This is a genomic window from uncultured Caldilinea sp. (assembly GCF_937128415.1).
Taxonomy (GTDB): Bacteria; Chloroflexota; Anaerolineae; order Caldilineales; family Caldilineaceae; genus Caldilinea.
In genome coordinates, this window is sequence record NZ_CAKZMJ010000061.1 from 1 (window position 1) to 24,998 (window position 24,998).

Annotated in this window: 20 protein-coding genes; 13 read left to right on the forward strand and 7 right to left on the reverse strand. The window is 62.6% G+C overall.

What is annotated here, in order from left to right:
• The first annotated feature begins 368 nt into the window (after window positions 1-368).
• The 12 genes from Q0367_RS09410 (at window position 369) to Q0367_RS09465 (ending at window position 13,970) form a co-directional block, all read left to right on the forward strand.
• The gene (locus tag Q0367_RS09410; protein ID WP_297639755.1) at window positions 369-785 is read left to right on the forward strand and encodes an OsmC family protein; all 417 of its coding nucleotides are present in this window, start codon (window positions 369-371) and stop codon (window positions 783-785) included.
• Window positions 786-876: 91 nt separating this feature from the next.
• A complete protein-coding gene (locus Q0367_RS09415; RefSeq protein WP_297639758.1) occupies window positions 877-1,758 on the forward strand; it encodes an SDR family oxidoreductase in 882 nt (293 codons plus the stop codon).
• 294 nt (window positions 1,759-2,052) lie between these two features.
• Window positions 2,053-3,060, forward strand: coding sequence for a dihydroxyacetone kinase subunit DhaK (gene dhaK, locus Q0367_RS09420; RefSeq protein WP_297639761.1), 1,008 nt, complete (start codon window positions 2,053-2,055; stop codon window positions 3,058-3,060).
• Complete coding sequence (locus tag Q0367_RS09425; RefSeq protein ID WP_297639764.1) at window positions 3,057-3,695, forward strand: DAK2 domain-containing protein; 639 nt, start codon at window positions 3,057-3,059, stop codon at window positions 3,693-3,695. Before dhaK ends, Q0367_RS09425 begins: the two co-directional genes overlap by 4 nt.
• Window positions 3,696-3,781: 86 nt before the next feature.
• Window positions 3,782-4,834, forward strand: a complete 1,053-nt coding sequence (locus Q0367_RS09430) for an autoinducer 2 ABC transporter substrate-binding protein (RefSeq protein ID WP_297639767.1) — start codon at window positions 3,782-3,784, stop codon at window positions 4,832-4,834.
• Between the two features lie 186 nt (window positions 4,835-5,020).
• Entirely contained in the window at window positions 5,021-6,517 is a 1,497-nt protein-coding gene (locus Q0367_RS09435; RefSeq protein ID WP_297639770.1) for a sugar ABC transporter ATP-binding protein, read from the forward strand.
• 4 nt (window positions 6,518-6,521) lie between these two features.
• Window positions 6,522-7,514, forward strand: coding sequence for an ABC transporter permease (locus Q0367_RS09440; RefSeq protein WP_297639773.1), 993 nt, complete (start codon window positions 6,522-6,524; stop codon window positions 7,512-7,514).
• 20 nt (window positions 7,515-7,534) lie between these two features.
• Complete coding sequence (locus Q0367_RS09445) at window positions 7,535-8,563, forward strand: ABC transporter permease (RefSeq protein ID WP_297639776.1); 1,029 nt, start codon at window positions 7,535-7,537, stop codon at window positions 8,561-8,563.
• A 73-nt stretch (window positions 8,564-8,636) separates the two neighbouring features.
• The gene (locus Q0367_RS09450) at window positions 8,637-9,524 is read left to right on the forward strand and encodes an NAD(P)-dependent oxidoreductase (RefSeq protein WP_297639779.1); all 888 of its coding nucleotides are present in this window, start codon (window positions 8,637-8,639) and stop codon (window positions 9,522-9,524) included.
• A gap of 75 nt (window positions 9,525-9,599) precedes the next feature.
• On the forward strand, window positions 9,600-10,034 hold the full coding sequence (locus tag Q0367_RS09455; protein WP_297639782.1) for a septum formation initiator family protein: 435 nt from the start codon (window positions 9,600-9,602) through the stop codon (window positions 10,032-10,034).
• A gap of 168 nt (window positions 10,035-10,202) precedes the next feature.
• A complete protein-coding gene (locus Q0367_RS09460) occupies window positions 10,203-11,288 on the forward strand; it encodes a Vms1/Ankzf1 family peptidyl-tRNA hydrolase (protein WP_297639785.1) in 1,086 nt (361 codons plus the stop codon).
• A 228-nt stretch (window positions 11,289-11,516) separates the two neighbouring features.
• A complete protein-coding gene (locus tag Q0367_RS09465) occupies window positions 11,517-13,970 on the forward strand; it encodes an ATP-dependent Clp protease ATP-binding subunit (protein WP_297639789.1) in 2,454 nt (817 codons plus the stop codon).
• A gap of 166 nt (window positions 13,971-14,136) precedes the next feature.
• On the opposite strand, the gene Q0367_RS09470 is transcribed toward Q0367_RS09465, so the two are convergent.
• The 3 genes from Q0367_RS09470 to Q0367_RS09480 all read right to left on the reverse strand — a co-directional run bounded on the left by Q0367_RS09470 (window position 14,137) and on the right by Q0367_RS09480 (window position 18,393).
• Window positions 14,137-15,588, reverse strand: coding sequence for an RtcB family protein (locus tag Q0367_RS09470; protein ID WP_297639801.1), 1,452 nt, complete (start codon window positions 15,586-15,588; stop codon window positions 14,137-14,139).
• A gap of 18 nt (window positions 15,589-15,606) precedes the next feature.
• Window positions 15,607-16,020 (reverse strand): archease, encoded by a 414-nt coding sequence (locus tag Q0367_RS09475; protein WP_297639804.1) that lies wholly within the window; start codon window positions 16,018-16,020, stop codon window positions 15,607-15,609.
• A gap of 99 nt (window positions 16,021-16,119) precedes the next feature.
• The gene (locus Q0367_RS09480) at window positions 16,120-18,393 is read right to left on the reverse strand and encodes a glycoside hydrolase domain-containing protein (RefSeq protein ID WP_297639807.1); all 2,274 of its coding nucleotides are present in this window, start codon (window positions 18,391-18,393) and stop codon (window positions 16,120-16,122) included.
• Window positions 18,394-18,745: 352 nt separating this feature from the next.
• Here Q0367_RS09480 and Q0367_RS09485 point away from each other — a divergent pair, with 352 nt between their 5' ends.
• Entirely contained in the window at window positions 18,746-20,107 is a 1,362-nt protein-coding gene (locus tag Q0367_RS09485) for a GH1 family beta-glucosidase (protein WP_297639809.1), read from the forward strand.
• Window positions 20,108-20,114: 7 nt separating this feature from the next.
• On the opposite strand, the gene Q0367_RS09490 is transcribed toward Q0367_RS09485, so the two are convergent.
• The 4 genes from Q0367_RS09490 to xylB all read right to left on the reverse strand — a co-directional run bounded on the left by Q0367_RS09490 (window position 20,115) and on the right by xylB (window position 24,950).
• A complete protein-coding gene (locus Q0367_RS09490; RefSeq protein WP_297639812.1) occupies window positions 20,115-20,924 on the reverse strand; it encodes an ABC transporter ATP-binding protein in 810 nt (269 codons plus the stop codon).
• 5 nt (window positions 20,925-20,929) lie between these two features.
• Window positions 20,930-21,943: an ABC transporter substrate-binding protein gene (locus tag Q0367_RS09495; protein WP_297639815.1), complete on the reverse strand. Its 1,014-nt coding sequence runs from the start codon at window positions 21,941-21,943 to the stop codon at window positions 20,930-20,932.
• Window positions 21,944-22,027: 84 nt separating this feature from the next.
• Entirely contained in the window at window positions 22,028-22,849 is an 822-nt protein-coding gene (locus Q0367_RS09500; RefSeq protein ID WP_297639818.1) for an ABC transporter permease, read from the reverse strand.
• 607 nt (window positions 22,850-23,456) lie between these two features.
• Window positions 23,457-24,950, reverse strand: a complete 1,494-nt coding sequence (gene xylB / locus Q0367_RS09505) for a xylulokinase (protein WP_298981830.1) — start codon at window positions 24,948-24,950, stop codon at window positions 23,457-23,459.
• Between the last annotated feature and the right edge of the window lie 48 nt (window positions 24,951-24,998).

The window sequence follows — 24,998 nt, forward strand, 5'->3', positions numbered from 1 at the left end:
TATCCCGGGCTCATCGTAGGTGCGGCTCCCAGCCGCACGTCCTCGACGGCCCGCAAGGCCTTGGGAGTCCAGGGAAGTGCTGCTGCGAGCAGCGCCTACGAGAAATATCCCGGGCTCATCGTAGGTGCGGCTCCCAGCCGCACGTCCTCGACGGCCCGCAAGGCCTTGGGAGTCCAGGGAAGCGCAGCTGCGAGCAGCGCCTACGAGAATACACGCGCAACTTCAATTATTGACTTGTATTGCGAGCTTGTCACCAGAGCGTTCTGGGAGATGGCTCACAGATTTTTGTCTCGCTTCACATGTACGGTGAGTATGGCGTCCGCCATTGACAACGTTCATTCCGATCAATTCACACAAGGAGGAAACATATGCCTGTACGCAAAGCAGAAGCGACCTGGAAGGGGACGCTCAAGGAAGGCTCCGGCGTCATGAAGCTGGGCAGCGGCGCATTCGAAGGCCCGTTCAGCTACGCCTCGCGCTTTGAGGACGCCCCAGGGACGAATCCGGAAGAGCTGATCGGCGCAGCCCATGCAGGCTGCTTTTCGATGTTTCTGTCGGCGCTGTTAAGCAAAGATGGCTACACGCCCGAGCGGATTGAGACGAAGGCGAAAGTGTATCTCGAGGCCGGCCCGACCATCGCCAAAATCGAGCTGGACACCCAAGCCTCGGTGCCCGGCCTGGAGGCGGAAAAGTTTCAGGAGTATGCAGCTGCAGCCAAAGCCAATTGCCCGGTCTCCAAGGCGCTTGCCAGCGTTGAAATTCACCTCAATGCTGCGCTGGTCTGATCGGCTCGGTTGGTTGCAAAGGAACCGGGGTGACAGCCTGGGTGTAAGGTGGTTGTCACTCCGGCGATTTGAATGAAAAAGGTGTTTTCTCATGGTTGAGCAGCAATGGACGCTTAAAGACAAGGCTGTGTTGATCACCGGAGCGACCAACGGCATCGGCAAGGTCACTGCGCAGCGATTGGCAGCGCAAGGCGCCCGCGTCACCATTGTCAGCCGCAACGCCGAGAAATGCCGCGCCGTGGCCGACGAAATCCGCAGCCAGACGGGCTCCGTCGTCGACTGGATCGCCGCCGATCTCTCGACGCTCGCAGGCATTGAGGCGGCGGCGGCGGAGTATCGAGCGCGCAACGATCGGCTGCACGTGCTGATCAACAATGCCGGCGCTTTCTTTGCAAAGCGCATGGTCACGGCCGACGGCTATGAGATGACTTTTGCGCTCAACCATTTGAATTATTTTCTGCTGACGCACCGGCTGCGCGACCTGCTGCTCGCCAGCGCGCCGGCGCGTATCATCAATGTCTCCTCCGACGCCCATTTCAACGGCGCCATCGACTTTGACGACATCATGGGCGAGCGCAAATACAGCGGCTGGCGCGCCTACAGTCAATCGAAACTCGCCAACGTCATGTTCACCTACTCGCTGGCGCGCCAGCTCGAAGGCGCGGGCGTCACCGCCAATGCACTTCATCCTGGCTTCGTGGCGACCGGCTTTGGGCGCAACAACGGCGGCGTGGTGGGGCTCTTTATGCCCATCGTCCATCTGTTTGCTTTGAAGCCGGAGAAGGGCGCCGAAACGAGCGTTTACCTCGCTTCCTCGCCCGCAGTCAGCGGCGTGAGCGGCAAATACTTTGCAAATTGCCGTGAAAAACCCTCTTCCCCGCGCTCCTACGATGTCGCTGCTCAGGATAGGCTCTGGGTTTTGAGCGAGCAGTTGACCTTGAAGGCAGTTTCTTCCGCCCCCTCCGTCCGATAACCCGCACTGCGATTGCGTTCGGCGTCGCAAACATCTCATACCTCTTCACCTTGCCCACCGTTCGAGCACTCCAGCGATTTGCGCATTTGTGCGATTTTGGAAAAAACGTGCATATGCTATAATCACCATTATCAATCTATCCCCATTCTTTGAAGCTCAAGTTGCGATTCGCTTCGCATCGCGCTGAATCTGGACAAACTGGCGGTGAAGTGGTCGGGCGGCTGTCTGTTTGCAGAGATGCTATTTTTTGAAATCGTTTTCTCAAACGACTAAACGACTCGCAGGAGCGCACCCATGAAAAAAATCTTGAATCAACCTGCTGATTTTGTGCCCGAAATGTTGGACGGTCTGCTCAAGGCGCATCCGGACATGTTGAGCCACGCAGGCGACGACCTGCATTGCATTGTGCGCGCCGATGCGCCCGTGAAGGGCAAAGTGGCGCTGGCCACAGGCGGCGGCTCGGGCCATCTGCCGGTCTTCCTCGGCTACGTCGGCAAAGGCATGCTCGATGGCTGCGCCGTGGGAGACGTCTTCGCCTCGCCGAGCGCCGAGCAGATGTTGGCGGTGACGCAGCGCATCCACGGGGGCAAGGGCGTCGTCTACATCTACGGCAACTACGGCGGCGACGTCATGAACTTCGACATGGCTGCGGAGATGGCCGCCCTGGAAGACATTGAAGTGCGCACCGTGTTGGTGAGAGATGACGTCGCCTCGGCGCCGCCGGAGGAGGCGCATCGCCGTCGCGGGGTGGCGGGCATGGTCTTCGCCTTCAAATGCGCCGGCGCCAAAGCCGACATGGGCGGCTCGCTGGACGAGGTTGTGGCTGCGGCGGAAAAGGCGTTGGCCAATCTTCGCACCATGGGCGTGGCGTTGTCGCCTTGCACGGTGCCGCGCGCCGGCAAACCCACCTTCACGATCGGCGAAGACGAGATGGAGATCGGCATGGGCATCCACGGCGAGCCGGGCATGAAGCGCGAGAAGCTGCAACCTGCAGACCAGATCACCGAGCGCATGATGACCGCCATCCTCGATGACCTCAAGCCGCAGGCGGGCGATCGGCTGGCGGTGATGGTCAACGGGCTGGGCGCCACGCCGCTGGAGGAGCTGTACATTATCTATCGCAAGGCGCACATGATGTTGACCGAGCGCGGCATGAGCGTCTATCGCGCCTACGTCGGTGAATATGCGACGAGCATGGAGATGGCCGGCGCGTCGATCACGTTGATGCGCGTCGACGACGAACTGGCGGCGCTGCTCGACCATCCCGCCCAAACGCCCTTTTTCGTGCAGGTGAAGCTATGACCGAGACCGTTGATGCCGCCGCCGTCGTCGCCGCCGTGCAGCGCGTCGGCGCCGAACTGGTGGCGCAGGAAGCGTATCTGACCTCGCTTGATCAGCAGATGGGGGACGGCGACCTGGGCATTACGCTGAGCAAGATCGGACACGCGCTGCAGGAGTTCGCCGCCGCCACGCCGGTCGAGGGGGACATCGGCAAGTGGCTGGGCAAGGCCGGCATGGCCGCCAACCGCGCCGGCTCCTCGTCCTTCGGCACATTGCTGGCCACTGCGCTCATGCGTGCAGGCAAAGTCGCTGCAGGCAAGACCGAGCTCAGCGGCGAAGACCTCGCCGCCATGTTCGCCGCCGCCGACGCCGGCGTGCAGGAACGCGGCAAGGCGCAGCCAGGCGATAAGACCGTCATCGACGCTTTGCACCCGGCTGCCGAGGCGTTCGCCGCCGCCATTGCAAGCGGACAGTCGTTGCCGGAGGCGGGACGCGCGGCGCTGGCCGCCGCCGAGGCCGGCCGCGACAGCGTGACGCCGCTGCGCAGCAAGGTCGGCCGCGCCAGTTGGGTCGGCGAGCGCACTGAAGGCAAGGTCGACGCCGGGTGCGAGGCGTTTGTGGTGATGTTGCGTTGCCTGGTGAATCCATCCAAGTAAACTGATCGGGCGCTTTGCCCGCAGTTGATACAGTTGCGTCGTTGAGTTGTCCTTTCAATTAGCCAACAAAAAGGAGTCAAACCGCTATGAAACGAGTACAGTTCGCCGCCATCGTATTGTTGCTGACTGCATTGGTCGCCGCCTGCGTGGCGCCGGCTGCTGCGCCCCCTGCGACTGCGCCGGCCGCTCAGGAAGCTGCGCCGGCTGCGCCGGCTGAGGGCGCTGCGAAGGATTTGACCTTTGTCACCGTCGTGAAGATCGCAGGCATCAACTGGTTCAACCGCATGGAGGAGGGCGTCAAGCAGTTCGGCGCCGACTACGGTGTGAACGCCTCGCTGGTTGGGCCGGCTCAGGCTGACGCCGCTCAGCAGATTCCGATCATCGAGGACTTGATTGCCCAGGGCGTGGATGCGCTGTGCGTCGTCCCGATGGACCCGGTGCAGCTCGACCCGGTGTTGAAGAAGGCGATGGACGCCGGCATCGTGGTCATCACCCATGAGGCTTCCAACCAGACCAACATGCACTGGGACATCGAGGCCTTCGACAACAAGGCCTTCGGCGCCGGTCTGATGGACCGCCTGGCCGCTCTCATGGGCGAGGAGGGCGAATACGCCGTCTTCGTCGGCAGCCTTGGCTCCAAGACGCACAACGAGTGGGTTGACGGTGGCATCGAGCGCCAGCGCGAGGCCTATCCCAACATGAAATTGGTGGGCGACAAGAACGAGACCTTCGATGACGCCGAGATCGCCTATCAGAAGGCCAAGGAAGTGCTGGCCGCCTACCCGAACATCAAGGGCTTCCAGGGCAGCGCCTCCACCGACGTGGCCGGCATCGGTCGCGCCATTGAAGAAGCCGGTCTGCAGGACGAGGTCGCCGTCGTCGGCACCAGCCTGCCTTCGATCGCCGGCAATCTGCTCTACACCGGCGCCATCGACGTCATCGGCTTCTGGGATCCGGCGGTGGCCGGCTATGCGTGCAACAAGCTGGCGTTGATGCAGATCAACGGTGAAGAGATCGGCGACGGCACCAACCTGGGCATCCCGGGCTATGAAAACCTGCGGCTGGTCGGCAAGAACGTGTTGTACGCCGATGCGCCGGTCTACGTCGACGCCGAGACGGCCGGAGAGTATCCGTTCTAACGTTTAAGGCCTTAGGGGATTGGGGGTGTTGGAGTGCAGCGCCGTTTGCGGCGTGCGCTCATCCCCCCAACCCCTTTCCCTGAAAGGGGAGCCTCCCGGTCAAGCTGAAGCGTTCCTCGGATAAGAATGTGCATTAAAATCGATCACTCATGTTGCACTGAATAATTCTTTCGAGACGACTGATTCATGTCCGATGCAATTGTCCGCCTTTCTGGCATTTATAAATCCTTTGCGGGTGTAAAAGCGCTGCAGGATGTCAGTCTCACCATCGAACAGGGGCGGATTCACTGTCTGGTGGGAGAGAATGGCTGCGGCAAATCGACGCTGATCAAAATTATCGCCGGCGTCTACCCGCGCGACAGCGGGTCGGTGGTCATCAACGGAAAAGAATATGAAGATTTGCACCCGATCGACTCCATTCGAGAAGGGATTCAAATTATTTACCAGGACTTCTCGCTCTTTCCGAACCTGACGGTCGCCGAAAACATCGCGCTCAACGAAGAGCTGGCGGCGGGGCGCCGCTTTGTCAACTGGCGTCATGTGCGAAGGGTGGCGGAGGAAGCAATCGCCCAGCTTGAGGTGCACCTGCCCCTGGATGCCCGCGTGGAGGAGATGTCGGTCGCCAACAAGCAGCTGATCGCCATTGCCAAGGCGCTGCGTCAAAACGCCCGGCTGATCGTCATGGACGAACCCACCAGCGCCCTGACCGAGCGCGAGATTCGCAGGCTCTTCACCGTCATTCGCAGGCTGCGAGAACGCGGCGGCATCGCCTTTCTCTTCGTCAGCCATAAACTGAACGAGGTGTTGGAGATCGCAGAGACTATCACGGTGATGCGCAACGGTCAGGTCGTCAGCAGCGGACCGGCGGAGGCGTATGACACGGCGCGCCTCGTTTTTGAGATGACAGGTCAGCGCATTGCAGAAAAAGCCTACGATTATACGCCCGACCTCCGCTCGCCTGCATTGTTGCGCGTCGAAAGGCTTTCTGTCCCCGGCGCACTGCACGATGTTTCTTTTGAGCTGCGCGCCCATGAGATCGTCGGCGTGACCGGTCTGCTCGGCTCAGGTCGAACCGAACTGGCGCTGGCTCTCTTCGGCCTGTTGCCGATCGCCTCCGGTCAGATCTACATCGATGAGCAGCCCGTGACGATTCATTCCGTCCAGGACGCCATCCGGCACGGCGTCGGCTACGTGCCCGAAGACCGTCTGACCGAGGGGCTGTTTTTGGAGCAGTCGATCGGTCGCAACATCGTGGTGCGCACGATCGACCGGCTGCGCAACCGGTTTGGGCTGATCGAACCGAAACAGGTGGCCCAGCAGGTGAACGACTGGATCAGCTCGTTGCGCATCAAAGTTGCAGACCCTGCACTTCCGGTGAAGACTCTCTCCGGCGGCAACCAGCAGCGCGTGGTGGTGGCCAAATGGCTCGCCAGCAACCCGCGGCTGATGATTCTCAACGGCCCGACGATGGGGGTGGACGTCGGCTCCAAAAATGAAATCCATGAGTTGATCAAGAAACTGGCCCGGGACGGCATGGGGCTTCTGGTCATTTCAGATGACATCCCCGAGCTGCTGCAGACGTGCAACCGCATCCTGTTGATGCGCAACGGGACGATTGTGGAAGAAATTTTGCCGCGCGCGACCAACGAGAACGAGTTAGCGGCCAAGTTGATCGAGGATTGAGCTTGTGAGCAAAATTTTCCGCAGCAACGAGGCGCTGGTGGCGGTGACGATCGTTCTGCTGTCGCTGGTCATCGGCCTGAACAACCCTACCTTTTTTTCGGTTGGAAATTTGTTTGACCTGCTGCGCAGCAGCATCGTGATCGGCATCTTTGCCATGGGCGTGCTGATCGTGATCATTTCGGGCGGCATCGATGTGTCGTTCACGGCGATCGGCGTCTTCGCTCTCTATTCGACCACGCGTATCCTCAAAGAGTTTATGCCCGATGCCCCGATCTGGGTGGGCTTCATGATCGCCGCCGCAATCGGGCTGGGCCTGGGGATGATCAACGCCTTCTTCATCGCCCGTTTCAAGCTGCCGACGCTGATCGTCACCCTCGGCACGTTGAGCATGTTTCATGGCTTTTTGCTCTTTGCCATCGGCAATCAGATCATTCGCGACGTGCCCCCTGCGATGGATCAATTTGCGCGCTCGGCGTTGGTGCGCATTCCGCTCGAGCGCGGCGTCGCCAATCTGCATCCCGCCATTTTGATCACGGCTGCGGCCGCGTTGATCGTCTGGCTGTTGCTCAATTTCACGATGTTGGGGCGCGGCATTTACGCGCTAGGCGGCTCGCGCGAGGCGGCGGAACGCGCCGGCTTCAACGTGCCCCGCATTCAGTACTTTATTTATAGCTTCGTCGGATTGCTCTCGGGCGTCGCCGGCATGACCTTCGGCTCGCTGGCGCGCCAGGCCAACCCGCAGGACATCGTCGGCATGGAGCTGAACGTGATCGCTGCCGTCGTTTTGGGCGGCGCCCAGCTCACCGGCGGCCGCGGCACGGTCATCGGCACGATCCTGGGCGTCCTGCTGGTGGTGATCGCCAGCAACAGCCTGATTTTGATCGGCGTGCCGGCGGTGTGGCAACGCGTCGTGATCGGCCTGATCATTCTCATCGGCACCGGCTTGCCCGCCATTCAGGCGCGACGCGCCGCCCAGGGCGGCATGCGCTCGATATAAGTGGAGTTGGAGGAAGCATCGTGCAAGAAAGCCTTAGACGCAATGTGTTTGTGCGTGAACTGCTGAGCGAAAATCAGACGCTGCGCCTGTTTATCATCACGGCGTTGATCTTCGTTGCGTTCAGTCTCTTGCTCGGGGAACGATTCTTCAGCGTGCGCAACCTGCAATCGATGGCGGTGCAGTTCCCAGAGTTCGGCATTCTGGCCTTCGCCATCCTGATCACGATGTTGACGGGCGGCATCGACCTGTCGATCGTCGGCGCGGCGAACCTCTCTGCGATCGTGGCGGCGTTGATCCTCACGCGACTGTCGGGCGACGGCGGCGCCGGCGTGCCGCTGGCAGCGACGATCCCGCTGGCGATGGTGGCTGCGTTGGCCGTCGCCTCGCTGTGCGGTCTCTTCAACGGCTTCCTGGTTTCCAGGATCGGCATCACGCCGATCCTGGCGACATTGGGCACCGGCTCGTTGTATACAGGGCTCTCCTACGTGATCACGGGCGGACCGGCGATCACGACGACGCAGCTCGCCTTCATCGGCAACGGCACGATCGCCGGCGTGCCCATCCCTGTGATCGTGTTTATTGTGTTGGCCATAGTTTTCGCCGTCATGCTCAATCGCACCAGTTTTGGCTTCAACGTCTACATGCTGGGCACCAACCCGCGCGCGGCGCTTTTCTCCGGCATCCACAACGAGCGCGTCTTGATGCGCACCTACTGGCTGGCCGGCCTCGTGGCCGGGATCGCCGGCATTATCTTTTTGGCGCGCGCCAACTCCGCCAAACCGGATTACGGGGCCACCTTCATCCTGTTGACGGTGCTGATCGCCATCCTGGGCGGCGTGCGCTACACCGGCGGCTTTGGCACCGTGTCCGGCCTTGTGCTTTCGGTGCTCAGCATCCAATTTCTCTCCACCGGCCTCAACATGTTGATGTTGCAACTCTCCGGCTCCAGCGCCGCCATCTTCTTTCGCCAGTTCGCCTGGGGCGCTCTGTTGTTGCTGGTGATGGTGGTCAACTATTACGTCGAGCAACGCAGACAGCGCAGCACGTGAGCGCCGCCCCACGCTTGCATCGCTGTAGCAAACGGATCATGATCAAACTTCAAGCAGAAATGGGAAGAAAACAATGACGAACGTTGCCTACTTGGGCCTCGGCATCATGGGACGAGGCATGGCCGCCAACTTGCTGAAGGCGGGTCACACGGTCACCGTCTGGAATCGCTCGCCGGAGCGCTGTCAGCCGCTCGTGGCTCAGGGCGCAAAACAGGCGAGCACGCCTGCAGAAGCCGTCGCCGACGCCGAGGCGGTCATGTACTGCCTGAGCGATGACCGCGCCGTGGAAGACCTGGTGTGGGGCGCCGGCAGGCTGATCGACGCCGTCCGACCCGGCCAGGTTGTGTTGGACATGACGACGGTGCACCCCGACACAAGCCGCAAAGAGCACGCCGCCTACGCCGAAAAGGGCGTCGATTTTCTGGATGCGCCGGTTTTTGGCTCCAAGAACGAAGCGGCCAACGGCGGCCTCTGGATCGTCGTCGGCGGCAAGCGCGAGGTGTACGAACGAGTGCTGCCCTTGCTGCGGCCCCTCAGTGAGACGACGCATTACATGGGCGGCGCCGCCATGGGCGCCTCGATGAAGCTGGTCGGCAACCTGGTCGTGGCGTTCCAGTTGGAGGCGCTCGGCGAAGCCATGGTGCTGGCCACGAAGGCCGGCCTCAACCCGCACGACGTGTTGGGCGTGCTGCATGTCACCGACTTCAAGTCGCCGATCTTCGACGGCGTCGGCGCTGCGTTGGTGCGCCGAGATTTCGACGTCCACTTTGCGCTGAAATTGATGCTCAAGGACGCCAATCTGATCGCTCGTTTTGCGCAAGACCTGAATGTGCCGATCCCCGGCGCCGCTGCGATTCGCGAAAACATCAAGATCGGCGTCAACAAGGGATGGGGAGAAGAAAACGCTTCGGCCTTCATCAAGGTGCTGGAAGAAGGGGCGGGCGTCGAAGTGAAAGGATAGTCGGCCTGCTCCTTTGCAAGAAGATTTGCGAACGAGTTGATTGCTTGCAGAGGAAGTGTTACACTATCATTCACTATGACAACGCCCTCTTCTTCAAGCGAGCAGCCAGCTGCTGAGCAAAACCGTCGCAACCCGCGCTTGTTGATCTTGCTCTTGTTCCTGCTCTGTGGGCTTTTTATCGCCGGTTACATCGAGCGTCTTACGGCGTTGGAGCGAGCGAGACAAGAAGTGGACGCCATGACGGAGCGCATTGCGGCCAGCCAGCAGCGGCGTGCGAGTTTGCTGGCGGAACTGCAGCGAGTGCAGGACCCGCACTATCTGGCGCTGCAGGCGCGCGATCTGCTTGGCCTGGCGCCGGAAGGCGAGTTGCCGGTGGTGGTTTACGATGCTCCTACGCCGCCGTCCCAGTTTGCAGAGCCGTCAGCCGGACAGACGCACCCTTCCGCCACGCCGACGCCTGCCCCCTGGCGTCAGTGGCTGGAACTGATCTTTCCGCTTTCCTTGCCGTAATCTTCGGCGACGGCAGCCCCAATGCTGCAATATGGCCGATTGCGTCTCTATGGTGTAAAATAATAGTAGTTGCAACGGGCGGCTCCTCCTGATCCCTTCGCCCCGCGACACGTTGTGAATGATTCGACGCAATCTCGATTTCACTCCAATCCAACCGGAGGCTTGACCATGTTAACCGATTACGATGTTCGTCAGGCTGTTGAGTTCGAGAGCCACGACAGCCCTGTGCTCAGCGTCTATCTCAACGTCGATCCTCATCGTCGCACGGTTGAAAAGTATAAGCTGGCGCTGCGCAATCTGCTCGACAAGGCCGAGGGCGCCCACCCGGAGGACGTGCGCCGCGTGCAGAATTACATCGAGATGGGCTACAACCGCAGCGGTCGCGGCGTCATCCTGTTCAGCTGCGCCGCCAAGGACTTTTGGTGGGCGCAGAGTTTCGCCGTGCCGGTGGAGGATTTTGTCTTCGTGAGCTTTCGCCCCTACGTGCGCCAGTTGGCGCGGCTGCTTGACACCTACGAGCGCTGCGGCGTCGTTCACGTCGATCAAGAAGGCGCCCGCCTCTTTCTGTTCAACATGGGCGTGCTGGAGGCCGCCGACGGCTACCTGGGCGAAGAGGTGAAGCTTCACCGTTCGGGCGGCTGGTCGAATCCACGCTTTCAACGTCACGAGGCGACGCAGGCGCGGCGCAACCTGCAGGAGGCCGCCGAGATGGCCGAGGAGTTCTATCGGCAGACCAACACCCGTCGGCTGATCCTGGCCGGCACCGAGAAGAACGTCGCCCGTTTCCGCGAGCTGCTCAGCAACCGGCTGCGCAGCATGGTCATCGGCCAATTTAACGCCGACGCCAACGCCAGCCTGTCCGACATCCGTGACAAGGCGCTGGAGCTGGCGGCGAAAGCCGAAGAGCAGGAGGCGCAGGCCATGGCCGACCGCGTGCTCTCGACGGCGCAACAGGGCGGCAACGCCGTGCTTGGCCTGGTCGACACGTTGACGGCGGTGCAACATGGCCGCGCCTATCACGTCGTAGCGTTGGCCGACTATAGTCAGCGCGCCTATCGCTTCGTCGACAGCGGTAAGATCGTGCTCGAATTGACGGAGGATGCGGATTTAGCCAGTGGACGCATTCAGGACCTCCCCGACGCGGTGGAGAGCGTGTTGCGCCGCGCCATGGTACAATCCATCGGCGTCACACTCGTCGATCATCACCCCGGGCTGGCGCAGGCGGGCAAGATCGGCGCCCTGACGCGGTGGTGAGGCGCTGCGCGTGGCGTGTTTCGTCTGTTCGGAGACATGCAACGCGCAGCAAATAACATTTCCTATGCGTTTCGTTAGAGCTTTGTCTGTTCGGAAGCCCGGTTACGCCGGAGAGCGTTGATTCAAGGTAAATACGAAGGAGGAAATGAAGAAATTATCGAACCGTGAGGTTATCAAACCACTATGATGCGATTTGATCGATTCACTGAAAAAGCGCAAGAAGCTGCAATGCGCGCATACGAAATTTTGCAGCACTATAAACACACGCAGGTGGACACCGAGCACGTTTTTCTGGCGCTGCTCCAGCAGAACGGCGGCGCGGTTCCGCAGATCATGCAGGTGCTGCAGGCGCCTGTCGAAGAGATGGCGGAAAAGCTGGCGAATGTGCTGGAGAACATGCCGCGCGCCAGCACCAATCCTTACGGCGCCACCAACACTGCGCAGGTCTTCATCACCCCGCGGCTGAAACGGATTATGGACATCGCCTACGAAGAGGCGATGCGCATGAAGGACGAATACATCAGCACCGAGCACATGCTGTTGGCGATCGCCAGCGAGCGCAACACGCCCAGCGCCAACATCCTGCGCGATGCGATGATCACCAAGGAGCGCATCCTGGAGGCGATCGAACAGATTCGCAAAGGGCAGCGCGTCACCGAGCCGAACGCCGAGAGCAAATATCGCGTGCTGGAGAAATATGGCCGCGACCTGACGCGCGCGGCCAGGGAAGGCAAGCTCGATCCCGTCGTCGGCCGTGAAAATGAAGTGCTGCGCGTGATCCAGGTGCTGTCGCGACGCACCAAGAACAATCCGGTCTTGATCGGCGAGGCGGGCGTCGGCAAGACGGCCATCGTCGAAGGGTTGGCGCAGAAGATCGTCAACAAAGACGTGCCGGAGAACCTGATCGGCAAGCGCGTCATTTCGCTCGACCTGGGCGCCCTGGTGGCGGGCACGCGCTTCCGCGGCGAGTTCGAGGAGCGCCTCAAGGCGTGCATCGAGGAAATCCAGCGCAGCGAGGGCGAAATCATCCTCTTCATCGACGAGCTGCACACGATGGTCGGCGCCGGCAACGCCGCAGGCGCCATGGACGCCAGCAACATGCTGAAGCCGGCGCTGGCGCGCGGGGAGCTGCAGTGCATCGGCGCCACCACGCTGGACGAATACCGCGAACACATCGAGCGCGACTCGGCGTTGGAGCGTCGCTTCGCCCCCGTCTACGTCGACGAGCCGAACATCGAGGACAGCATCGACATTTTGCGCGGGCTGCGCAGCCGCTACGAAGAGCATCACAACGTGCGCTATGACGATGAGGCGCTCGTGCAGGCGGTGAAGCTGAGCCATCGCTACGTGACCGACCGTCGCCTGCCCGACAAGGCGATCGATCTCATGGACGAGGCGGCGGCCAAGCTGCGCGTATCGATGTACCTGATGCCCCCGCGCCTCAAGGAGATGAAGGCGCAACTGGATGAACTGCAGTCGCAGGAGGAAAAGGCGTGGGAGGCGCGCGATTATGAAAACGCCGCCAAATACAAGGCCGCGCGCGTGCGGCTCGAAGAGGAATATAACGAGCTGGTGACGAAATGGCGCGTGGAGGCCGACCTCGACGACGTGGTCGATGCACGCGACATCGCCGCCGTCGTCAGTGCGTGGACGGGCATCCCGGTCAGCAATCTGCTGCAGACTGAGACCGAAAAGCTGCTCAACATGGAGGAGATTCTGCGCCAACGCATCGTCGGCCAGGAGCACGCCATCCAGGCGGTCAGCGACGCCATCCGCCGCGCCCGCAGCGGTCTGAAGGACCCGCGGCGGCCGATCGGCACCTTCCTCTTCCTGGGGCCGACCGGTGTAGGCAAGACCGAGTTGGCCAAGGCGCTGGCCGGCTTCCTGTTCGACGACGATGACGCCCTGTTGCGCATCGACATGAGCGAATATCGCGAGCCGCACACGGTCAGCCGTCTCTTCGGCGCGCCGCCCGGCTACGTCGGCTACGACCAGGGTGGTCAGCTCACCGAACAGGTGCGCCGACGCCCTTATCGAGTCATCCTGTTCGATGAGATCGAGAAGGCGCATCCCGACGTGTGGAACTCGCTGCTGCAGATCATGGATGACGGCCGCCTGACCGATGGCCAGGGGCGCGTGGTTGACTTCCGCAACACCGTGATCATCATGACCAGCAACGTCGGCGCAGAGGCGATCAAGCGCGGGCCATTGGGCTTCGTCACGCCCACCTTCGACGAAAGCAAGTTCACGCAGAGCGAGTACAGCAATCAGCTCAAGCGGCTCTTCCGGCCCGAGTTTTTGAACCGCATCGACGAGATCATCGTCTTCGAGCCGTTGAATCGGGAGCAGATCCGCCGCATTGTGCACCTGTTGATGCGCGACATCGGCGCCCGCATGGAGGAGCTGGGCTTCACGGTGGAGATGACCGAGGCCGCCGCCGATCACGTGGCCCAGGTGGGGTACGACCCGAACTACGGCGCGCGCCCGCTGCGGCGGCTGCTGCAGCGCAATGTGGAGAACGAGCTGAGCAAACGGCTGTTGCGCGGCGAATACAAGACCGGCGATCACGTGATCGTTGACTACGATCCCAACGCTGAGGGGGACAACAAACTGGTCTTCCGCCTCGCCGAGCCGACGCCGATCGCCGTCGATCTGCCGGTGGACAACGCCCACGCCGAGTAAGAGGCTCTGTGCGCGCCTCCCAGGGTGATGAAACCCTGGGAGGCGTTTTTTGTTTTGGGAAGCGGCCGCAAGGCAGCAATGCAGAATTCGCTTCCTGACCCGATGTTTGCGGCGGATTGCCTTTTTCCGCCGGAGGCGCGACCTACGGGAGCGATCTTGGACGGCGCTATCCCTTGATCACCGCCACCGGTCGCAGCCGCGCCACCTTGCGTGCAATGCCGGCGTGGGTCACCGTCTCCACCACCATGTCCACGTCCTTGTACGCCTGCGGCGCCTCCTCGGCCAGGCCGGACATCGAACCGGCGCGCACCTTGACGCCGTGCGCCTCCAGCTCCTCGCGCAGGCGCTCTCCGCGCACCTGCTTCTTCGCCTTGGCCCGGCTCAACACCCGGCCCGCGCCATGACAGGTTGAACCCCACGAGCGCTCCATGCTGGTCTCCGTGCCGACGAGCACCCAGGAGGCGGTGCCCATGCTGCCCGGCACCAGCACCGGCTGGCCGATGTCCTGATATTCCGCCGGCAGCTCGGGCGAGCCAGGGCCGAAGGCGCGCGTGGCGCCTTTGCGGTGCACGCACACGCGCAGGCGCTGCCCCTCGCGCTCGTGCGTCTCGAGCTTACCCATGTTGTGGGCGATGTCGTAGACTTGCCGGAGCCGCCATTCTTTCTTGAAGCGGCTGGCGAACGTCTCCTCGAAGGCGCGGCGCGCAGAGTGCGCCAGCAACTGCCGGTTGGCGAAGGCGAAGTTCGCCGCCGCGCGCATGGCCGCCATATACGCTTTGCCTTCAGGGCTGTCCATCGGCGCGCACACCAGCTCGCGATCGGGCAGATGGATGCCGTATTTGTGCACGGCGTGCTGGAAGGATTGAACATAGTCGGTGCAAATCTGATGGCCCAGCCCACGCGAGCCGCAGTGGATCTGCACCGCCAGACAGCCCTCCTGAAGCCCCATCGCCCGCGCCGCCTCCGAATGGAAAATCTGCTCGACGACGTCCACCTCAATGAAATGGTTGCCGGCGCCCAGCGAGCCGATCTGCTCGCGGCCGCGCTGCTTGGCGCGCTCGCTCACCTGCGCGGGGTCGGCGTCTTCAAGCTTGCCGCCCTCCTCGGTGCGCTCCAGGTCTTCCTCGGTGGCGTAGCCGCGCTTGAGCGCCCACCGCGCGCCTTCGCGCAGAATTTTGTTCAGCTCCTCCACCTGCACGCGCACGACGCCCTCGCTGCCGACGCCGCTGGGGCAGTAGGCGTTGAGCAGCGTCGCCAGCGTGTCGAGATAGGGCAACGCCGCCTCATATTCGATGCCGGAGGCGAGCAGACGCACGCCGCAGTTGATATCGTAACCGATGGCGCCGGGCGAAATGACGCCGTGGGGATAGGCTGTCGCCGCCACGCCGCCGATGGGAAAGCCGTAGCCCTGGTGCATGTCCGGCATGACGACCACTGGGCTGACCACCCCCGGCAGCGTCGTCGCATTGACCGCCTGCTCGAGCGACTGATCGTCGGCGATCTGTTCCAGCAGACGTCGCGTGGCGAAGATGCGCACCGAGGCGCGCATGTCGTGACGATAGCTTTGGGGAATCTCCCACTCGTAGTCGCTGATCTTGCGCAGATGCTTCAGCTCCATGGCTCACCTCCTCGGGAATTACACGTCAAACACCACCGTCGCTTCCAGGCCATCCGGCGTCTTCTGAATGTGCAGGTTGTGAAAGGTGACCGCCTTGATCGCCTTGCTGATTTCGGCGATGGACGTCCCATGCAACACGCCGTCTAGTTGCAGGCCGTCCTGAGCTTTGGCGTCGATGTTCAGATCAAAGGAGTCAAACGCCAGATTTTCCTGTTCCGCCAGATAGAGCAATTCGGACAAAAACGCCACCAGGAGCGATTCTGCGTCCGGCGCAGTGAGATGAATCGGTCGCGACGAGCGATTCGTTGTGTTCAGTTTCACGCCCGCCAGCGCGTTCATGCCGCGCGCCGCTTCACTCAACAGCTCGGGCAAATCCGGCGCCCATACGCGCAGCGCCCAATCGGCCGTATGTTCAATTTCCTCGTAGCCCATAACGCCTCACCGTTCATTCAGCCAATGCGTTGTCCTTGCTCTTCCTGAAAACGTTGCGTCTGTGGATCTCGGGCTTCTTGCGATGCATTGCCTTTTTGCCTATCTCGCAATCAGCGGCAGATGCATCTTCTCGGTCAACAGTCCCTCTATCTCTAGTATAAACCGCATTGCGCTAAACGACACCAATCGAGGGTGGTCCTCCACCGCAGCGTCCAGGTAGACAAAGCCTTCGTCGCCGGCGACGAAGGGATAGCTGCCGAGCCGTAGCCAGGCGTCGTCAAGCGGAAGCTGATCGTGCACCGTCGTCGTGGCGCCGCCGTAGTGATGCACGGTGTAGCGGGCGCGGCTGGTGTCCGGCTGCAAGGTGACGCCTCGACAAGGCCACTCCACCGCGCCGTGGCCGGCGATCAACGCTTCGACGCGATAGACGCCTGTGACCGGCAGCGTGGGTCGCCAAATCCCATGGTTGAGCGGCGGGATCGTTTGACCAAGCGGCTGGCTGGCGGCCAGATAGGTCGGATAGCCGCGCACGTTGGTGAAGCGATGCCAGCCGTCCTCGCACGCCGTGCTCTCCTCGAAGGCTGGCGAGAGCTCCGGCGTCTCCACGACGATGGTCAACTTTGGCTGCACCACGCCGCTCAGGTCGGCCACGATGCCCTCCAGCGCGTTGCTGTCGATCTCAAAGGTGACGCCGCCCCAGGTTTCCAGATGGCTGCCGGTGTACTGGCGGATGCGCTGGTGTTGCGTCCACAGCGTCGGCGGCAGACAGGCTGGCGAAATGCCCCAGACGGTCATGTTGGGGTCGAAGCTGGGGCGATTCCAGGCGGCGAACCAAACGGCGTCGGGCGGCGAAGGGAGGTCGGCGTAGCGGGCGATGGGCGGATTGCAGGCCAGGGCGTAGAGGCCGGCGTAATTGTTGCTCTCGTGCAGGCGTTGCACCCAGCCGGCGACGAAGGCGCGCGCCGCCTCCACGCACGCGGCGTTTTGCCCGTCGTACGCTTCCAGATCGTAATAGATCACCGTGCCGGAGCCGTCGGCCTCCGTCAATCCCAGCCGTCGGGCGCTTTCCAATGCCTTCTCCGCCTCGGCGCGGCCCTGGCTGAAGGCGACGGCGGGGTCGAGATCGAATTTCTCCCGGAACCTGGTGCAGGGCGCCTGCGGCCCCACCCACGTCGGAATGAAGGTCCATCCTTGCAAACTCAACGATTCCAGCAACAGCGCGTCGAGCTGCCGGTTGGGGCACAGCCGCAGCGCGCCGCCGATGTAGAGATTGACCGCTCGATAGGGGCTGGCCTCCATCCAGCGCCGCAGGTCTTCCTCGCCGCCTAGCTCGCACATGTCGAAACCGTGCCCCTCGAAGCGCGCCGTCCTGGCCTCGGGTGAGCCGGCGCGTGCGTTCGGCGTGCGGGTGCGCGCGGCGGCCGTCACCGTCGGACGCTCCGTCCCGGCCAGCACGACGCCCCAGGTGCGCCCATTGTCCGGGGTGCGCAGCAGCCGGTTGGTCGCCGCGTCGAGCCGCCACCCGTAGTCGATCTCCGCGGCCGGCGGCGCGGCGTCGAGTCGGGTCCAGGTTGCGCCGCCGTCCTCCGTGGCGCACCACTCCTGACGCTGGCCGCTCTCTGCGTTGACGATGACCTGGAGGAAGCCATGACGCCCGTTCGCTGCGAAAGACGGCAGGGTGTAGCGCGGGAGAGCGTTCGTTGCGTCTTCAGGACAGGGGAGCGGCTGCGCGCGCCAGCTCACGCCGCCGTCGTCGGTGCGATAGAGCACGGAGCCGTTGGGGCCGCCCACGGTCCAGCCGGTCAGCGGAGTGATGAAGCGCACCGGATGGCCGCCCGGCGCGTCGACGCGGCGCCAGCTTTGGCCGCCGTCCTGCGTGCGAAAGAGGGCGCCGAGGTCGAAGTTGCTGCTGGTCGCCTGACGCAGCATCAGCCAGCCGTGCGTATGATCGAGCCAAAAGAGCGAAATTTGGCTGATGAACGCCGCCGGATCGTGGGCGTCGAGCAATCTTTGCGTTTCAATGCGCCAATGGCGACCGCCGTCGGTCGTAGCGGCGAAGACGACGACGCCCGGATTGTCAGGCGAGGCGTGCGCAGTCCAGCCGCTTTGGGCGTCGATCAAGGCTGCGGCGTTGTGGGCGTGCGCCTGCAGCGACGGCGGCGTTGCAGCGCGCCAGCTTTGGCCGCCGTCCTCGGTGAGGAGCAGCGCGTCTTCGCTCAAAACCCAGGCTGTATGCGCGTCGAGCGCCGCGAAACTCTCCAGAACGCCGGAGATGCGCGGCGTCGGCCGCTCATCCTGCGCCGCGCTGCGCTGCGGCGCCCACATCGCCAAGCCCACGATGAGCAAAAAGATGACCCCCCAAAGTTTCGTCATGATTTTCCTCTCCTCAACATGCGAGATTCGCCAGGTTGTCCTGTTATAATGACGCGAACAGCGCAGCCAATCGCTTGTATCCATCGGACGATTGCACCGAACAGGAAGTTGCATTGCTCTTTCAAATCGTAGATGCAGCTCCCAGCCGCACGCTCTCGGCGGAACGTAAGGCCTGGCTCATTCGAGGAGGCGCTGGTGGCGGGCCCTCACCCCCTGGCCCCCTCTCCCAACATTGGGAGAGGGGGAAGAGGGAACCGCACGCTCTCGGCGGAACGCGAGGCCTGGCTCATTCGAGGAGGCGCTGCTACGAGCAGCGCCTTTTAACCAATTTCAAAACAGGAGCACAAAAATCATGAGCAAATTATCTTTCCCGAACGGTTTTCTCTGGGGAACCGCCACGGCGTCGTACCAGATCGAGGGGGCCTGGCAGGAGGACGGCAAAGGTGAGTCGATCTGGGATCGTTTCGCCCATACGCCGGGCAAAATCCTCGACGGCTCCACCGGCGACGTCGCCTGCGACCACTACCATCGCTGGCCGGAGGATGTCGCCTTGATGAAGAGCCTGGGGCTTCAGGCGTATCGCTTTTCCATCGCCTGGCCGCGCATTCTGCCCGAAGGCGTCGGCTCCGTGAACCAGAAAGGCGTCGACTTCTACAGCCGCCTGGTCGATGCCCTGCTGGAGGCCGGCATCGTTCCTTTCGTCACCCTCTATCACTGGGATCTGCCGCAAGCGATTCAGGATCGCGGGGGCTGGCCGACGCGCTTCGCAGCCGAGGCCTTCGTCGAATACGTCGATGTGATCACGCGGGCGCTTGGCGACCGCGTCAAACACTGGATCACCCACAACGAACCCTGGTGCAGCAGCCTGCTCAGCCATCAGATCGGCGAGCATGCGCCTGGCTGGAAGGATTGGCGCGCCGGTCTTGCGGCTGCGCATCACATCTTGCTCTCCCATGGCTGGGCGGTTCCGGTGATCCGCCGCAACAGCCCCAACGCCGAGGTGGGGATCACCCTCAACTTCACCGTGGCCGTCGCCGCCGAGCGCACGCCAGAGAATCTCAACGCCGTCCGCCTCTTCGACGGCTATTTCAACCGCTGGTTCGTCGATCCCCTCTACGGACGACGCTATCCCGCCGACATGGTGGAGGCGTATCAGAAAGCAGGCATTCTCTCCCCCGCAGGGCTGGATTTTGTGCAAGATGGGGACATGGACGCCATCGCAGCCTACACTGACTTCCTGGGCGTCAACTACTACAGCCGCTCTGTCGTCAAGGCGGGGCAGGGCGAGAACGCCTGGCCTGTGGAAGACGCGGAGCACGCCACCCTGGAGCGCACGGACATGGGGTGGGAAGTCTACCCCCAGGGGCTCTACGATCTGCTCTGTCGGCTGCACTTTGAGTATCAGCCTGCCAGGATTTACATCACCGAAAACGGCGCCAGCTACGCCGATGGGCCGGGCGCCGATGGACGCGTGCACGATGAGCGGCGCATCCGCTACCTCCGCTCACATTTCCTGGCCGCATACAAAGCGATCGTGGCGGGCGTCCCGTTGGCCGGCTACTTCGTCTGGTCGTTCATGGACAACTTTGAGTGGGCCAAGGGCTACACGCAGCGCTTCGGCATCGTCTGGGTGGATTACGCAACCCAGGCGCGCATTCCCAAGGACAGCGCCTACTGGTTCCAGCAAGTGATCGCCGACAACGCTGTGGAGTGAGGTGCAGTCAGTCGAGCGTCTCTACGGCGCGACTGCTCTGCGTCGCTTCATCGAAGTCCGGCGTTTCGCCGATCCACCTGCGCACCTGCATCGCAATCTCGCCGAACGCAGGCGTGCTCATCATGGCCAGCGTGCGCGGCCGCGGCAAGCTCACCGCGACCTGGGCGATCAAGCGCCCAGGTCGCTCGCTCAGCACAAAGATGCGGTCCGCCAGCAGCACCGCCTCCGGGATGCTGTGCGTCACCATGAAGATCGTGATCTTTTGCGCCGCCTGCAGGCGCAGCAGCTCCAGGTTGAGGCGCTCGCGCGTCAACGCATCGAGCTGGCCGAACGGCTCGTCCATCAACAGCAGGCGCGGCCGCTGCATCAGCGTGCGCGCCAGCACTACGCGCTGATTCATGCCGCCGGAAAGCTGGCGCGGGTAGGCGTGCTCGAACTCCTTCAACCCCATCGTCGCCAGCAACGCCTCTGCGTGCGCCCGGTCGGCTTCCGTCACTTTCTTGTGTTGAATTTCAATTGGCAGCAACACATTTTGAAGTACGGTTCGCCACGGCATCAGGTTCGTCTTTTGAAAGACGAAGCCGATGGCAGTGTTGGGCGCGCGATGCGGCTCTCCCTCGAACCACATGGCGCCGCTGTCCGGTTCGATCAGACCGCCCATGATGCGCAGCAAGGTGCTCTTGCCGCTGCCGCTCGGCCCGACCAGGCAGACGATCTCGCCCGCCTCCACCTCGAAGCTGACGGGCAGGAGCGCCTGCAACGGCCGCGGGCCGTCCACGAACCGTTTCGAGATCTGCTCTGCGACAAAGACGGCCATTGCGTTCACTCTTCCGTGATGAATTGGTTGGTGAAGAGGCTCTCAGCGTCCACCGCTGCGTCGATCAGGCCGATGCGTTGCATAAACTCGACGGTGGCCTGCCAGTCGGCGAGGTCGGTGGCGCCGGGCGTCTGACCGGGTTTGGGCGTCCAGAAGCTCAGCGAGGCGTCGAAGACGGCGCGGTTGGCGGCCTCATTTTCACCGCCCGCTTCGGGGACGACCTTGAGCGCAATGGCGAACGCCTCGTCCGGGTTGGCGAGCGTGTAGGCGATCGAGCGCTGCAGGGCGCGCACCATCTTCTGCACCAGGTCGGGGCGCTCGGCGATGGTGCGTTCGTTGGTGACCAGGCCGTTGGAGGGAATCACCAGATAGTCGTCGAGCGCAATCTCATTGACCGGAACGCCCGCCAGGCGCAGCACCACCGGCCCATTGACGGCGTAGTCGACGGCGGCGTCGACGCGGTCTTCGCTCACCGCCGCCGCCTGGGTGAAGCCGATGCTCTCCAGGCGCACGTCCTGTTCGGTCAGGTTGGCGGCTTCGAGGATGCCGCGCAGCGCCACATAGCTTGCGCCGAAAGCGCCTGGGATGCCGATCGTCTTGCCGGCCAGATCGGCAGGCGTCGTGATGTTGCGCTCCGCCTTGGAGAAGATCACCACCGGGAAGCGCGTATACCAGTTCAGCACGTAGCGCACCGGCAACCCTTGCGCGCGGCCAAGCACGACCTGGTCGCCGCTGCCGAGCATGAACTGATATTCGTCGACGCCGACCAGCTTGAGGTAGTCGTTCTCGAAGCCATAGCTCAGCTCCAGCTCGATGCCTTCCTCCTGGAAAAAGCCCTTTTCAAGGCCGACGTAGATGGGCGCAAATTGCACGTTTGGAATAAAGCCGGCGCCCAGGCGGACAGTTTCGCGGCCGAACGTTTGGGTTGCGTTCGAGATCCTCGGCGTGGAAATCGGCGCGCACCCTGCCAGGACGATGGCGACGAACAGTGCAATGCGGAGAAGTGAACTCTTTTTCATAGCAGTTTTAGCCCCTTTTTATCTTTATCCTTGATTTGGTCTGTTGCAGTCGCAGCGTCCGGCGAAAGCCGAACCCATGCATCCTTACCTCTGCCAGTGCAACAGCCGCGCTTCCAGCAACAGGACGGCCAGGTAAAGCGCCTGGGCGATCAGCACCAGCATGAAGATGGCCACAAAGATCATCGGCGTGTCGAGCACGCCGCGCCCCAGGTTGATCAGATAGCCAAGGCCGGCGGTGGCGCCCATGAACTCCCCGACGACGGCGCCGACGACGGCCAGCGTGGCGCTCAGTTTCAGGCCGCCCAAAATCATCGGCAGGGCGGCGGGCAGCTCCAATTTCCAGAACATCTGGCCGCGCGTGGCGCGCAGGCTGCGCATCAGGTCGCGAAGGTCGGGATCGACGCTGCGCACGCCGACAATGGTGGCGACCAACGTCGGGAAAAAGGTGATCAGCGCCGTGACCGCCACCTTGCTGACCAGGCCGCTGCCCATCCAGATGACAATCAGCGGGGCGATGGCGACGACCGGAATGCTCTGACTGGCGACGATGTAAGGGGCGGCGATGCGCTCCAGGCTGCGGTGTTTCCCCAACAGATAGCCGAGGACGAATGCAGCGCTCAGGCCGATTGCCAGCCCCAGTGCAATTTCCAGCAGTGTGACGCCGACGTGTAGCCACAGGGAGCCGGCGGCCATGCTGAGGAACTTTCGCCAGACCAGCGCCGGCGAGGGCAGGATGAAGGGCGGATATGCTCTCCATTCGACCAGCCACGCCCACAGAGCGACCATGCCGATCAGTGTCAACGGCGCGAGCAGATAGGTGTGATAGCGGCTGCTCCATGCGCGCCACGCCGGCAAAGGGGAGGGGCGAGGCCGATATCGAATTTCGTCTTTAGACACTTCAAACATCCTTGCCTTCTCCTTTTTTATCGATAAAAAACGCCCCAGGGGCGCAAGACCCTTGGGGCGAAAAACCAGCCTGTTGCAACTTTCTGCATAAGTCTTTCTTGCCGCCGACGCAGAACAGGCAAATGCGCCTGCTGCTTCGAGCATGCAAGCTGCAATTGTGGCAAGCTGCAATCGTGCAGCCAGGAGCGACGCCCGGCCGCACGTTCGATGCAGATGCATTCACCAGCGCTGCACTGGAGACAACAAAAACCCGGAGCCAAAAGGTCTCCGGGACACAGGTTGCCTCTAATACAGCACGGCGACCGCCCTGCTGTCTGCTGGCTCCTTCTCCCATCCGGACTATACCGTCGGCGTCGGCCTTCCAGGAAATCCTGGTCACCGCACTCCTGCTAGGCAATCGTCGACGCATTTGCGTCGCCGTCATCGCTTCGCTCGCGGGCTTACCGATCGTTGGATCGGATCACCGCCGGTCGGGAATTGAGATCGTTCTCTCACCCTGCCCCGAAGGTCTGCAGATATTTAATTGTCTATAACTATAGACGAGACGAGCCGTCGCGTCAAGTAATTGGGCTTCCTGTAAAATTTTTCACAAGCACCGTTGAGCGCATCACGCCGGCGTTTGATGGAAGATCGGCGCCAGCGCAGGATAGAGCGCCCGATAGCGCGCATAGGCTTCTTCGTAGACGGCCTGTTGCGCCGGGTTGGGCGCCGTTGAGCCGGTCACGTGGATGGTGCGTCGGCAGGCAGCGTCGACGTCCGGCCAGGCGCCGCCTCCTACGCCCGCCAGCAGCGCTGCGCCGTAGGCTGCGCCTTCGGTTGTGTTGACCGTCACCAGCTCGGCGTTGAGCACATCGGCCAGAATCTGTCGCCACAGGGGGCTTTTGGCGCCGCCGCCGGAGACGCGCACCTGCTCCACAGCCACTTTGCCAGCCGTTTTGATCAGCTCGAAGCTGTCGCGCAGCCCGAAGGCGACGCCTTCCAGCACGGCGCGGGTCAGGTGCGGCAGCGTGTGGCGCACCGTCAACCCTACGAACGCCCCGCGCGCCAGCGGATCGGGATAGGGGGTGCGCTCGCCGGTCAGGTAGGGAAGATAGAGCAGTCCGTCGCTGCCCGCCGGAATGTTCGTTGCAGGCGCCAGCAGCTCGTCGAAGCTGAGACCCGGCGCAAACGTGTCGCGGTGCCAGCGCAGGCTGCCGGCCGCCGACAACATGACGCCCATCAGGTGCCAGCGACCGGGCACGGAGTGGCAGAAGGCGTGCAGTCGTCCTTCAGGCTCGATGAACGGGCCGTCCGTCGTGGCGAAGACGACGCCGGATGTGCCGAGCGCCAGGGAAATCACGCCGCTGCGCACTGCGCCCACGCCCACTGCGCCGGCGGCCTGGTCGCCGCCGCCCGCCATCACCGGCACGCCGATGGGCAGGCCGGTGGCGTTCGCCGCCTCCTGCGAGAGATAGCCTGTAATTTCGGGGCCTTCGTGGGTTAGAGGCAACATCTCCTTGGGAATGTCGAGCGCAGCCAGCACCTCGTCCGACCACGTCCTCGCCTTCAGGTCGAAGAGGAGCATGCCCGCCCCGTCGGCGACGTCGCAGGCGAACTCACTGGTCAACTTGTAGCGCACGTAGTCCTTGGGCAGAAGGATGCGACGCGCCTTCCGCCAGACGTCCGGCTCATTTTGTTGCACCCATAGAATCTTGGGGGCGGTGAAGCCCGTCAGCGCGTCGTTGCCGGTGATTTCGATCAAGCGTTGCTTGCCCAGGCGACGTCGGATTTCGTCGCACTGAGGGCCGGTGCGCTGGTCGTTCCAGAGAATGGCCGGGCGCAACACCCTGCCCTCTGCATCGAGCAGCACCAGCCCGTGCATCTGACCGGTGAGGCCGATGCCCGCCACGGCTTTCGGCTCGACGCCGGACCGCCTCAGCACTTCCCGAATGCTCTGCACGGCGCCGTTCCACCACAGGTCAGGGTCTTGCTCGCTCCATAAGGGGCGCGGGGTTTGAAATTCATATTCGGTGGCGGCGACGGCGATCACGTCTCCCTGGTCGTCGATGAGCAGCGCTTTGGTGGCTGTCGTTGAAGAATCGATTCCGATAAAGTATCGCATTGCTCTTTACCTCTGGTGTTTGTGCAGTTCATCAGGGTGGAACATGAT

Bases quoted from the DNA above. Each gene is read 5' to 3' on its own strand.
- Q0367_RS09410 (WP_297639755.1), top strand. From the start codon at position 369: ATGCCTGTACGCAAAGCAGAAGCGACCTGGAAGGGGACGCTCAAGGAA.
- Q0367_RS09415 (WP_297639758.1), top strand. From the start codon at position 877: ATGGTTGAGCAGCAATGGACGCTTAAAGACAAGGCTGTGTTGATCACC.
- dhaK (WP_297639761.1), top strand. From the start codon at position 2,053: ATGAAAAAAATCTTGAATCAACCTGCTGATTTTGTGCCCGAAATGTTG.
- Q0367_RS09425 (WP_297639764.1), top strand. From the start codon at position 3,057: ATGACCGAGACCGTTGATGCCGCCGCCGTCGTCGCCGCCGTGCAGCGC.
- Q0367_RS09430 (WP_297639767.1), top strand. From the start codon at position 3,782: ATGAAACGAGTACAGTTCGCCGCCATCGTATTGTTGCTGACTGCATTG.
- Q0367_RS09435 (WP_297639770.1), top strand. From the start codon at position 5,021: ATGTCCGATGCAATTGTCCGCCTTTCTGGCATTTATAAATCCTTTGCG.
- Q0367_RS09450 (WP_297639779.1), top strand. From the start codon at position 8,637: ATGACGAACGTTGCCTACTTGGGCCTCGGCATCATGGGACGAGGCATG.
- Q0367_RS09455 (WP_297639782.1), top strand. From the start codon at position 9,600: ATGACAACGCCCTCTTCTTCAAGCGAGCAGCCAGCTGCTGAGCAAAAC.
- Q0367_RS09460 (WP_297639785.1), top strand. From the start codon at position 10,203: ATGTTAACCGATTACGATGTTCGTCAGGCTGTTGAGTTCGAGAGCCAC.
- Q0367_RS09465 (WP_297639789.1), top strand. From the start codon at position 11,517: ATGCGCGCATACGAAATTTTGCAGCACTATAAACACACGCAGGTGGAC.
- Q0367_RS09470 (WP_297639801.1), bottom strand. From the start codon at position 15,588: ATGGAGCTGAAGCATCTGCGCAAGATCAGCGACTACGAGTGGGAGATT.
- Q0367_RS09475 (WP_297639804.1), bottom strand. From the start codon at position 16,020: ATGGGCTACGAGGAAATTGAACATACGGCCGATTGGGCGCTGCGCGTA.
- Q0367_RS09480 (WP_297639807.1), bottom strand. From the start codon at position 18,393: ATGACGAAACTTTGGGGGGTCATCTTTTTGCTCATCGTGGGCTTGGCG.
- Q0367_RS09485 (WP_297639809.1), top strand. From the start codon at position 18,746: ATGAGCAAATTATCTTTCCCGAACGGTTTTCTCTGGGGAACCGCCACG.
- Q0367_RS09490 (WP_297639812.1), bottom strand. From the start codon at position 20,924: ATGGCCGTCTTTGTCGCAGAGCAGATCTCGAAACGGTTCGTGGACGGC.
- Q0367_RS09495 (WP_297639815.1), bottom strand. From the start codon at position 21,943: ATGAAAAAGAGTTCACTTCTCCGCATTGCACTGTTCGTCGCCATCGTC.
- Q0367_RS09500 (WP_297639818.1), bottom strand. From the start codon at position 22,849: ATGTTTGAAGTGTCTAAAGACGAAATTCGATATCGGCCTCGCCCCTCC.
- xylB (WP_298981830.1), bottom strand. From the start codon at position 24,950: ATGCGATACTTTATCGGAATCGATTCTTCAACGACAGCCACCAAAGCG.